A 12,465-nucleotide genomic window follows, 5' to 3' on the forward strand; every position below is an offset into this window, starting at 1 on the left:
TACAACAAAAATGAAAACGAAATTATTATTCTTACTCTTTATATTAACATACTCTTTTTGTTTACAAGGTTGTTCTGATGACGACAAAGCACCCGCTGACGCCAATGAAAATTTTATAACATCTGCTACCCTAACCGTGGGAGGTAAAACGTATGAAGCTATCATTGCCAACAATGAAATCACAATCACTGTTCCTTATACTGTTTCACTTAGCGGAGCAACTGTTGATTTAAAATACACCCCGTCTGCTAAAATATTACCCGAGCCAACAAGTATTACCGATTGGGATAATGAACGTATTTTTCGTGTAACTTCTTATAATGGTGATGAAAAGCAATATACTTATCGTGTCATCAAGGATGATATTCGCCAAGAAGGAGATGTGACACTAAGCAATGCCAGTGAAATCACAGCTTTTGCAGAAAGTGGGGTTACTATCATTAAAGGAAATCTGACCATTGGAACTGATGATGGAGAGGATATTGAAAAGATCACTGAACTCTCTAAACTGAAGCAAGTGGAAGGAAATATCGTTATCAAGAATAGCTATAAAGGCAATGATTTAACCGGATTAGACAATCTGACTTCAATCGGAGGACTTTATGTAGGCAACAAGAACTTGTTTTCAACATCTCCTCTTTATCAGGTATCTCTCGAAGCACTAACAACTGTCACTGGCAACGTTATTATTTGTAATAACGAAACAAAATGGATCATGACAAAAGCATTAGCAAATGTAGGTGGCAATGTGGTAATAAATTCGTCCAATCTTCAATCCATACAAATGGAAGCGCTAAGTAAGGTAAACGGTAATTTCAATATCCAAAGTGCTACGGACGAAGATGGTGATGGAGTGCCCGAACTGAGTGGTACAATGGTATCACTAGCTCTACCTGAATTAACTTCCGTAGGAGATACACTCTCGGCAAACTATCTCGCCTCCCTCAAGAGTATCAATTTAGAGAAATTAGAATCGGCTGGTGCCATTTTATTCAAAACACTCCCTCTCACTTTTGAAACGATCAATTTGCCTGCCATACAAACTGTAGAAGGTGATTTGAACATTAGTTCCAGTACTACAGAAATAGCTATCGGTAGCATAGTAAACAGGAACGAAACACTTACTTCTTTCGGGGGATTCAGTAAACTACAAAAAGTAGGAGGTACCTTAACTCTCGCCAACTTCATTAATGTAACGCAGTTGCCCTCCCTTACTAGTATAACAGAACTAGGAGGGTACTATTTATTCCATTTAGATAATGCCAAGGCGGAACTTGATTTTTCAAAAACTTCTTTTTTAAAACAAGGAAACAATGATTGTGAACTAAGAATATCCTACACTCCAATTAGCAAAATTAAAGGAAAAGCAACCATGGATTGCAAGCTCAACTTAGACCAATTCTATCTGAAAAATGCCCTTCCCGATCTTGAAGGCATTGAAACAATTAACGACTTTCGCATATTTGTAGATTCGAATAAAGCCATGGCATTTGAGTCAAAAACATTCAATCTCAAAAAAGTAATAGGCAATCTATATATTAATGGAGGAATCAGCTACGGCAGCGTTACACCCAACCTAATACAACTGATAAACTTCCCAAATCTCGAATCGGTAGGTGGATACTTCTACCTAGCTAACTCCAATATTTCTGCTCCCAATCTGACAACCGTCGGAGGACAATTCTTATTAAAGAATAATCTCACAGAATTCAATTTGAATAAGCTGGAAACAGTTGGACTCAGCAGCTCTGCAGAAGATATAAGTAAAAACGACTCTCATGTAAGTAGCAGCGAGCCTGCATTCTACATTCAAGATATGAATACTACAATTTTAAAAATACCTGCTTTAAAAAAAGTTGGAAAGAAGGGGCTGACGATAGATGTTGGAGGTAAAAGCTCAACTGTAACGGAGCTTAACTGCCCCAAGCTAGAAACTGTAGACGGAGATCTAACAATCATGGGAGGACTAAACCCAATAACACGTTTTTTAAATAAGTCATTAACCACATTCTCTTTCCCTCTTCTGACAAAAGCTGCCAGCGTAACCATTAAGCACCTCAATATACTTAATGATTTTACAGATTTTTCCTCTCTATTTACTAACAATATTATGGAAGATGGCAAATGGAGCGTTACCAAATGTGCTTATAACCCGACTTATCAGAACATGAAAGACGGACAATATAAACAACCATAACTTCAATTGAAATAATTTACTCAGAATATCTGCTCTTGAGAGTAGATATTCTGAGTCCGTTTCATCATTAAATAAAAATGCCTATGTTTAATGTCTACAAAATCTTTTTCTTTAGTCTGATATTTCTTGTTTCCGGGTGCATGAACTACGGTCCTATCACAGAAGAAGACTTTAATACAAGTGGGGATTCAATAAAAGAAGATTCAATCATCAGTGACACCATTACCGGAAAAGGTCTTTTCATTACTAATGAAGGAAATTTTACCTACGGAAATGCCTCTCTATCTTACTATGACACTGAAACAAAAAAAATAGAGCGAGAAGTATTCGCACGCTCCAATGCACAAAAGCTAGGTGATGTGGCACAATCGATGACCATTCATAAAGGTATTGGCTGGATTGTAGTCAATAATTCAGGCGTTATTTTTGCCATTAACATAAATACGTTCAAGGAAGTAGGACGCATCACCGGATTTACATCACCGCGCTACATCCATTTCCTGAGCGATGAAAAGGCGTATGTTACCCAAATTTGGGATAGACGCATTTGTATCGTTAATCCTAAAACCTATAAGATAACAGGTTACATCGATACGCCGATGAAAGTAGGAAGTGAATCGACGGAGCAAATGGTGCAATATGGCAAATATGTTTTCACTAACTGTTGGAGCTACAACAATAAAATATTAGTGATAGATACAGAGACCGATCAGGTATACAATTCCATTGAAGTGGGTATCCAACCAACGTCGCTCGTCATAGATAAAAACAATAAGATTTGGACGGTCACCGACGGAGGTTATAAAGGAAGCCCCTACGGCTACGAAACCCCTTCACTTTATCGCATTGATGCCGCAACACAGAAGGTAGAGAAGCAATTTAGATTTAAACTAGGGGAGCATCCTTCGGAAGTGCAACTCAACGGCACGCGAGATACACTCTATTTCATCAACAATGATATATGGCGACTGCCGGTAACAGCCGAACGTTTTCCTGTAAAATCATTCATTCCAAACAAAAACACTATTTACTACGGGCTAACCGTCAATCCGATCAATTCAGAAATATATATAGCGGATGCTATCGATTATGTACAGTCGGGAGTTATTCTCCGCTACTCTTCGGATGGCGTGCAAACCGATGAATTTAAAGTAGGAATTATTCCCGGTGCATTTTGCTGGAGATAACAGTACAACTAAAGCAATACAATATACATGAAAAAGATAAATATAGTCCTTCTTTCTCTCGCATTCTTATCTACCGGTAGCGTACAGGGACAAAGTAAATGGTCATTTAAGATTCCGGAAGTGACCATACTCGGTCGTCGTCCGATGAAAGACATCGGTACACAGGAAACCAAGCTCGATTCAGTTATGTTGCAGGAGGTAGTATGCAATTCCATGTCCGACGTTCTTTCCCAAAATTCGACTATTTTCATTAAGCAATATGGACGTGCTACTCTGTCTACAGCCTCTTTCAGAGGAACTTCTCCTTCTCACACGCAAGTTACATGGAACGGAATGAGAATCAACTCACCCATGTTGGGAATGGTAGACTTCTCTACTATCCCTTCTTATTTCATTGACGATGCCAGTTTGTTGCACGGTACTTCTTCTGTAAACATCACGGGCGGTGGATTGGGAGGTGCAATCGCCCTGTCCACCAAATCGAACAAGCAAAATGGTCTCAGACTGCAATACATCCAGGCTTTAAGTTCCTACCAAACGACAGATGAATTTTTACGACTTACTTATGGGAACAAGCATTGGCAAACCTCTACACGCCTCCTTTATTCAGCATCTGAAAACAAGTATAAAGCCAAAAATTACAACAAAAGAATATATACATATGACGAGAATCACAATAGAACGGGTAGTTACTATCCGACAGAAGAGAATAAATCCGGGGAATTTCATGATTTCCATGTTCTTCAAGAAGCATATTATGACACAAAGAAAGGAGATAAGTTCAGTTTGTCTGCTTGGTATATGCAGTCAAGCCGCGGAGTACCCATGCTCAATGTAGACTATAGAAATAACGTAGAATACAGTAATAAAAAGAAGGAGAATACTTTCAGAGGGGTACTAGCATGGGACAGAAGCCGACAAAGCCTAAAAATGGGAGCGAAAGCCGGATATGTTTATACCTATCTGGGATATGATTATGTGCGCGACTTGGGCAACGGAGCGATGGTCAATATGGTCCACTCTCGCACTTACGCCAACACACTCTACGGCGAGCTTAAAAATGATTACTATCTGGGAGAAAAATGGCTATTCACGGCAAACACTACCATACATCAACATTTTGTAAAGAGTCAGGACATAAATTTCATCACGCAGAACAATGACAAAGCCACAGTAGGATATGACAAAGCTCGCATAGAGTTCTCGGGGTATCTCTCTGCCAAATGGCAACCGACCGAACGTTTCGGCACTTCACTCGCCATCCGTGAAGACATGTATGGCAACCAATGGACACCCATTATCCCAGCAGCATTCTTCGATTACGTACTCTCCAAAAGAGGAAATGTCATAGCAAAGGCTTCCATCTCCCGTAATTATCGCTTCCCCACCCTGAACGATCTTTATTTCCAGCCGGGAGGCAATCCTTTTCTAAAAATCGAGCGCGGCTTTACGTATGATGGCGGTGTAGAGTTCACCATTGGCCAGCAAGATAAATATTCTTTAAAAAGTTCCGTCACATGGTTCGATTCTTACATAAAGAACTGGATAGTATGGCTCCCCAGTTTTAAAGGATTCTGGAGCCCTATAAACGTAAAGCAAGTACATGCCTATGGAATCGAAATAAAAGGTAACCTAAACGTACAGTTATCGTCGACATGCCATCTAAGAGTAGATGGTAATTTTGCATGGACTCCTTCTATTAATCATGGAGATCCGGTAAACTGGGCCGATGCTTCCATTGGCAAACAATTGGTCTATATTCCCAAATATTCGTCAGCCCTCACAGGAAATTTGTCATGGAAGAGCTGGAACTTCACTTACAAATGGTGTTACTATAGCGAACGATACACCACATCAAGTAATGAAACTGATACCAAGATCGGTCGGGTGCTCCCCTATCTTATGAATGACTTATCCATCCAGAAACAATTTTCATCTCGTTGGGTCGATTTCTCGATGAAGGGACTTATCAATAATCTTTTCAATGAGAAATATGAATCCGTCCTCTCACATCCTATGCCAAGAATGAACTATGGAATTATGATAGATATACGTCCGAAGTGGGGAAGAAAAAAAGATCATTCTGAGAACAATTAATGACAATACTCCGTATCGCCGTAGTTGTTAGTCCAATAAGGTGTTACGCTTTTAGCAATAAATCTTCTCCTTGTATGGAGACATATAATATGTATTGGCAAAAAGTTCGAAAAGCGAGAATAGTACCTTCGTGAAGAGTACTCTAACGTATTTTTTGATTAGAGTGAAGAGCCACGAGCTTCAGAATGCGAGGAGAGACTAAACTATTTCCAGGAAAATCCAGACCGAAACAGAAGCCATTATTGCGAAAATCCAGACCGAAAAATAATGTAATGAGCAAAAATCAGCGTACAATGTAAGCATTTAGTACATGCCTCTACAAGCCTTCTGAGAGGGGTTTGCTGAATTAACTAGTTCACCGTGGTGAATTAACTAGATCAGCGCGGTGAATTAACTACTTCACCACGGTGAAGTTATATCATCGATAAAATCAAGCTTATATGTAAATATTATTATTCAAAAGTTATTTAAGAAGCACTCTTCTCTTGAACAAGAAGCTTCTTATAAGTCATGTCAATACCAAAAGCGCCCAGAGGAGCGGTTATCAGGATGGCCAATACGGCAACAGTTAGTACGATCTCGCCACAGGGTAAGCCCATCGCTAAGGGTAACGAACCGATAGCTGCTTGTACTGTAGCTTTAGGCAAATAAGCAATCATGCAAAACAGCCGTTCTTTGGTGGTCAACGGGGTTTTAATCATGCAAATAAACACGCCGAGCATTCTGAACAATAACGCAAGAAGGATCACGGCAATAGCTGCCAATCCTGCACCTAGCGCATATTCAATGTTGACTGTAGCACCTACCAGCACAAAAAGTAATATTTCTGCGCCCACCCACAGCTTGGAAAACTTGCCCGACAGTCGGACAGCCAACGCGTCATACGTTTTCAGAATGGTAGCTCCCAGAGCCATGACAGCCAACAAACCGGATATAGGAACAACACCTTTCAGTACCCGTTCTAGTGCTACCAACAGAAAAGAGACGCTCAATAGGATAAGCACTTTTACCGAGTCTCGCATGTGATAACGCTTGAAGTAGAGTGTCAGACACCAGCCCAAGAAGATTCCAACAATTAGTCCGGTTACAATAGAAACGGGTATCTGCAAAAAACTTATCGGAGAAATCTTTCCTCCCAAAGCCAGCCCGGTAAATGCAGTAAACATCACAATAACAAAGACATCATCTACCGATCCACCTGCCATAATCATCTGCGGAATACTCTTATTCGTACCATACCTCTGATCCATCAGGTTGAGCATCTTTGGCACGATGATAGCAGGAGAAACTGCTGCTACCACACTACCCATTATGGCAGCATCGAGCAGAGAGATGTGAAGTAATGGGGGTGCAATAAGCATTATTCCAACTATCTCAAAACACGCTGGCACAAAACACATCAGCAAGGCAGGACGCCCCACCTTCATCAGGTCCTTTATGTCGAGAGCCAGTCCGGCACGGGTAAGTATAATGACTAAAGCCAATTGACGAAGATCAACAGAGACAGAGAGCAAAGAGGGCTGCAATGCATTGAGCACATAAGGTCCCAGTATGATACCTGTAAACAGCATACCCAATAATCCGGGAAGCTTTAATTTCATGAAGAAATATCCCAGAAACATTCCAAGTAGGAAGATAAAAGCTAAACTTGTTAACATATTGTTTAGGCGGTTAAAGGCAGAGTCCATTGCCAAAATCGGGTGTAAAAATAGAAAAGAAGGAGCACCCACCCAAATTATATTACTATTATTTTATCTGCCAGACATTTAATCAGTTCACTGCCTCACCCTTTGCCTAAACCTTTTACCCGTTGTTTTGTTTTAGCTAATAAACAATGTTACTTATTTATAGGGAGTCATCGAACGCTGAATACCTATTTATAGCGATTCGCCGACGGCCTAAAAGAAAGTATCTTTGTGGGAACTTAAAAACAAGAAGAACGATGAAAATAGAAAAGATTACAGGAAGAGAAATCCTCGATTCGAGAGGTAACCCTACAGTAGAAGTAGACGTAGTATTGGAATCAGGTATAATGGGCAGAGCTTCTGTTCCATCAGGAGCCTCAACCGGAGAACATGAAGCTTTGGAACTTCGCGATGGTGACAAACGCTACGGAGGTAAGGGCGTGCAAAAGGCAGTAGAGAATATCAATAAAGTGATTGCTCCTCATCTTATTGGCGTATCAGCTCTCGACCAAGTAGGCATAGATCACCTGATGATAGACCTTGACGGTACTCCTACAAAATCAAAACTGGGTGCAAATGCTATTCTCGGAGTTTCACTTGCTGTTGCTAAAGCTGCAGCGAGCTACCTGGATCTGCCTCTTTATAGATATATTGGTGGCGTAAATACATACGTGATGCCTGTTCCGATGATGAACATCATCAACGGTGGTTCACATAGCGACGCTCCTATCGCTTTTCAAGAATTCATGATTCGCCCTGTTGGCGCAAAATCATTCAAGAAAGCTCTACGTATGGGTGCTGAAGTATTCCATGCACTCAAAAAAGTACTTAAAGACCGTGGCCTGAGCACAGCTGTAGGCGATGAAGGTGGTTTTGCTCCTACTTTGGAAGGTACCGAAGATGCTCTTAATTCTATTTTGACTGCTATCAAAGCAGCAGGATACGAACCAAAAAAAGATATCACTATCGGTTTGGACTGTGCCGCTTCTGAATTCTACAGAGACGGAGTATATGACTATACCAAGTTTGAAGGCACTAAGGGAGTGAAGAGAACAGCCGACGAGCAAGTTGACTTCCTGGAACATTTGATTAACGAATTCCCTATCGATTCTATCGAAGACGGTATGAACGAAAACGACTGGGACGGATGGAAGAAGTTGACAGACCGCATTGGTGGACGTTGCCAATTGGTAGGTGATGACTTGTTTGTTACCAACGTGGACTTCTTATCAAAAGGTATCAAACAAGGTTGCGCCAACTCTATCCTGATTAAAGTAAATCAGATCGGTTCGCTAACTGAAACATTGAACGCTATCGAAATGGCACACCGCCACGGATACACCACAGTTACTTCACACCGTTCGGGCGAAACAGAAGATGCAACCATTGCTGACATTGCTGTAGCTACCAACAGCGGACAGATCAAAACTGGTTCATTGAGCCGCTCTGACCGTATGGCTAAGTACAACCAATTGCTACGCATTGAAGAAGAATTGGGCGATCGTGCCGTATACGGATACAAACGTCTTAAGAAATAGTCTAAAAGACTTATAAAAAAAAGCCGGAAGCAATTCGCTCCCGGCTTTTTTTTTATATGCTCTTTCATTTAGAATGCTTTGTGATACAACGCTTCAATATCAGCAACCGAAGTAGTACGAGGGTTTCCACCGGTACAAACATCATTGAATGCTGCAACAGCCAATGCAGAGAGATCTTCTTCCTTCACACCAATCTCATGCAACTTCTGTGGGATATTGATACTGATAGAGAGTGCTTTTACAGCCTCGATAGCAGCCTTCACCCCCTCTTCACAGCTCATACCTTCTACATCCACACCCATTGCTTTGGCAATGTCTTTGTATTTTGGGGCAGCTGCAGATTCTGCATTGTATTCCATTACATAAGGCAATAGCAATGCATTAGCCACACCATGAGGGGTATCATAAAATGCACCCAGCGGATGTGCCATAGAGTGAACAATGCCTAAACCAACATTTGAGAATCCCATGCCGGCAATGTATTGAGCCTGTGACATGGCCTCACGTGCAACCGTGTCTTTACCATTATCCACAGCAGCTTTGAGGTTTTGAGCAATCATTTCGATCGCTTTCAGTTCAAACATATCGCTCATCACCCATGCACCCGGAGTAATGAAACTCTCAATAGCATGCGTCAAAGCATCCATACCCGTAGCAGCAGTCAAGCCTTTAGGCATAGAGTACATCAATTCGGGATCAACAATGGCAACAGCAGGAATATCATTCGGATCGACACAAACCATTTTCTTCTTTGCATCTTCGTCAATAATGACGTAGTTGATTGTTACCTCAGCAGCAGTACCCGCAGTAGTAGGCAATGCAAAAGTAGGAACAGCTTTGTTTTTTGTATCAGCCACACCTTCCAAAGACTTCACATCTGCAAAATCAGGATTATTAACCACGATACCAATTCCCTTAGCTGTGTCAATAGACGAACCGCCACCCAGTGCAACGATAAAGTCTGCTCCTGATTTTTTGAATGCCGCAACACCGTTTTGCACATTCGAAATAGTAGGATTAGCTTTCACATCGCTATAAAGTTCATAAGGAATTTTTGCATCATCTAGTACTTTGATGATTTCAGCAGCAACACCAAATTTAATCAGATCTTTGTCTGTTACAAAAAAGGCTTTCTTAAAACCGCGGCGAGCAGCTTCTACTGCAATTACGCTACGACATCCGGCTCCAAAGTAAGAGGTCTCGTTTAAAATAATTCTGTTAATCATAATTCTATCTATGTTTATTGATAATATGTGCTATGCTCCGTGTTACAAAGATATGAAAAAGCAACTCACTAATCTTCACAAAAACAAGCGAGTATCATAAACAATAATATAAAAATCAAAACAGCTATTCTTTAAAACGAATAGAGGAGAACAAAGCAGAGGGCAATCATTGAAGAACAGAGAACTTCAGAAAATAAAAGCAAAACAAATCGTCATAAAAAAGCAGGAAAGAATAAGTAACGAACTTGCTTCTCTCCTGCTTTTCAACCTTAAAACAACCAATTACTCCACGACCTTAAATGAAAGTTCTTTTCCACTTTGACTGTTGGTTGCTACCCACAAGCCAAAATCACCAGGTTCAACAACCTTTTTCATCTCTATATTCCAGAAAGCCAGTTCGCTCACAGGAAGTTCAAAAGAAACGGTCTGCTTTTCGCCCGGCTTAAGTTCTACACGCGTAAAGCGTTTCAACTCTTTCACAGGACGGGTGACTGAGCCGGCTTTATCCTGCACATAAAGTTGAGCCACTTCGGTGCCCTGATATTTACCTGTATTCTTCAAGTCGAATGTAACAGTCAGCACATTTTCCTTCTTTAATTCTGTGGAAGACAACTTCACGTTACTATACTCAAATGTGGTATATGACAACCCAAAACCAAATGGATAAAGAGGGTCGAAACCCGCATCCATATAAAAAGAAGTACAACCAAGAGAGGTTTGTCCGGCTTCCACAGGAATATTGTTCAGCAATGTTTCGCTGCGAGTAGCCGGGCGACCACTGTTATTGTGCGAATAATACATGGGTATTTGCCCAACCATCTTAGGGAATGTGACAGGTGTCTTTCCACTTGGATTCTCTTTACCGAAGATCAAATCGGCCAATGCCGGTCCACCCATTGTTCCGGGATGGAATGAATAGAGCAATGCCGTGGATAAATCAGCTTCTTTACCAATGGTTAGCGGTCTGCCTGCCATAACAATAGTCACTAAAGGCTTACCGGTTTTAGCCAGTGCAGCTATCAATTCAGATTGAGCTCCCTGCAGATTTAAATCAGCCAGACAGTGCGCTTCGCCGGAAAGGATCGATTCTTCACCAACGAAAGCCAAAATAACATCAGCCCGAGCAGCAATCGCAGCCGCTTTGGACACATCCGCCAGATTTTTATCACGACTAAAAGCGAGTCCCGGTTCATAAAGAATCTGCACCCGATCTCCATACATTTCTTTTATGGCTTTCAGAGGAGTTTGCGTATGCGTCTTATCACCATCAAACACCCATGTACCCATTTGTTCGTAAGGAGCATCAGCCATCGGCCCAACTACCGCCACAGTCTTTACCGCTTCATTCAGCGGCAATACATTCTTGCTATTCTTTAACAAGATAGCCGACTCAACTGCTGCACGCTTAGCCGCAGCCAAGTGAGCACCGGCATACATCACCGAAGCACGCTTCTCATCCACATAAGGATTATCAAATAATCCTAAACGGAACTTTATCCGCAAGATGTTACGAACAGCATCATCAACAACCTTTTCTTTGACTTCTCCATCCTTTATCAAGGCCTTCAAATGATTCATATAAGTATAGCTCACCATCTCCATGTCCACTCCCGCATTCGCCGCTTTCATAGCAGCTTCTTTGTCATCAACAGCAAAACCATGAGTTACCATCTCTTTTATCGAAGCCCAATCCGAAACCACAAAACCATCAAAGCCCCATTCTTTACGTAATATCTGCTTCAATATAAATTCATTTCCGGATGAAGGAACACCGTCGTTATCATTGAAAGAGGTCATATAGGTGGCCGCCCCAGCCTTAGCAGCCGCTTCGAATGGAGGCAGATAAACATTCCGCAAGCGCCGTTCAGGAATAAAGGTAGAGTTATAGTCGCGCCCTGCCTCAGCAGCTCCGTAGCCCACAAAATGTTTAGGGCAAGCCGCAATAGAAGTAGGATCATTCAATGAATCACCCTGAAAACCCTTCACCATAGCCGCACCCATCACAGATGTTAAGTATGTATCCTCTCCGCATCCCTCTGCAATACGTCCCCAACGAGGGTCGCGAGCAATGTCTATCATTGGCGCAAAAGTCCAGCGAATACCTACCGAAGAAGCCTCAATAGCCGCAACTCGAGCTCCCTCTTCTGCAACCTTAGGATCAAAAGAAGCCGCCTGTCCCAAAGGGATAGGGAAAATAGTTTTAAAACCGTGAATGACATCTCGGGCAATAAGCAACGGAATGCCTAAACGAGATTCATCCATTGCCACCCGCTGCAAAGCGTTGACACGAACAGGGTCAATCTCATTTAAGATCGAACCCACCTCTCCTTTTTTTATTAGCACACTCATCTCCTCGATATTGCCCAAAGAACTGATCTGATTCATTTGACCAATTTTCTCTTCGAGTGTCATTTTAGAGAGCAGATTTTCAACTCTGCCTTCAATTACTTTTTCCTTAGATTCGGATTGCTTTGCACACGACACCAAAGATGTCAGTAACAAGCAAGTCACTAGAGTTTTTAATACTTTCATCAT

Annotated in this window: 7 protein-coding genes; 4 read left to right on the forward strand and 3 right to left on the reverse strand. The window is 41.5% G+C overall.

Translation table 11 applies throughout. The features are described 5' to 3' along the window. The first annotated feature begins 10 nt into the window (after positions 1-10). The 3 genes from BQ5338_RS04640 to BQ5338_RS04650 all read left to right on the forward strand — a co-directional run bounded on the left by BQ5338_RS04640 (position 11) and on the right by BQ5338_RS04650 (position 5,481). The gene (locus BQ5338_RS04640; protein WP_071145616.1) at positions 11-2,197 is read left to right on the forward strand and encodes a receptor L domain-containing protein; all 2,187 of its coding nucleotides are present in this window, start codon (positions 11-13) and stop codon (positions 2,195-2,197) included. An 83-nt stretch (positions 2,198-2,280) separates the two neighbouring features. Continuing rightward, on the forward strand, positions 2,281-3,384 hold the full coding sequence (locus tag BQ5338_RS04645; RefSeq protein ID WP_139265178.1) for a YncE family protein: 1,104 nt from the start codon (positions 2,281-2,283) through the stop codon (positions 3,382-3,384). Between the two features lie 27 nt (positions 3,385-3,411). Further along, on the forward strand, positions 3,412-5,481 hold the full coding sequence (locus BQ5338_RS04650; RefSeq protein ID WP_071145617.1) for a TonB-dependent receptor plug domain-containing protein: 2,070 nt from the start codon (positions 3,412-3,414) through the stop codon (positions 5,479-5,481). Positions 5,482-5,948: 467 nt separating this feature from the next. On the opposite strand, the gene BQ5338_RS04655 is transcribed toward BQ5338_RS04650, so the two are convergent. Continuing rightward, a complete protein-coding gene (locus tag BQ5338_RS04655) occupies positions 5,949-7,139 on the reverse strand; it encodes a cation:proton antiporter (protein ID WP_071145881.1) in 1,191 nt (396 codons plus the stop codon). A 284-nt stretch (positions 7,140-7,423) separates the two neighbouring features. On the opposite strand from BQ5338_RS04655, the gene eno reads away from it, so the two are divergent. After that, positions 7,424-8,704, forward strand: coding sequence for a phosphopyruvate hydratase (gene eno / locus BQ5338_RS04660; RefSeq protein ID WP_071145618.1), 1,281 nt, complete (start codon positions 7,424-7,426; stop codon positions 8,702-8,704). A 68-nt stretch (positions 8,705-8,772) separates the two neighbouring features. On the opposite strand, the gene fucO is transcribed toward eno, so the two are convergent. Together fucO and bglX are read right to left on the reverse strand one after the other, a co-directional pair. Beyond that, on the reverse strand, positions 8,773-9,927 hold the full coding sequence (gene fucO, locus BQ5338_RS04665; RefSeq protein WP_078063406.1) for a lactaldehyde reductase: 1,155 nt from the start codon (positions 9,925-9,927) through the stop codon (positions 8,773-8,775). A gap of 285 nt (positions 9,928-10,212) precedes the next feature. Beyond that, entirely contained in the window at positions 10,213-12,462 is a 2,250-nt protein-coding gene (gene bglX / locus BQ5338_RS04670) for a beta-glucosidase BglX (protein WP_071145620.1), read from the reverse strand. Positions 12,463-12,465: the final 3 nt, after the last annotated feature.

It is taken from the genome of Bacteroides ihuae, assembly GCF_900104585.1.
GTDB lineage: Bacteria > Bacteroidota > Bacteroidia > Bacteroidales > Bacteroidaceae > Bacteroides > Bacteroides ihuae.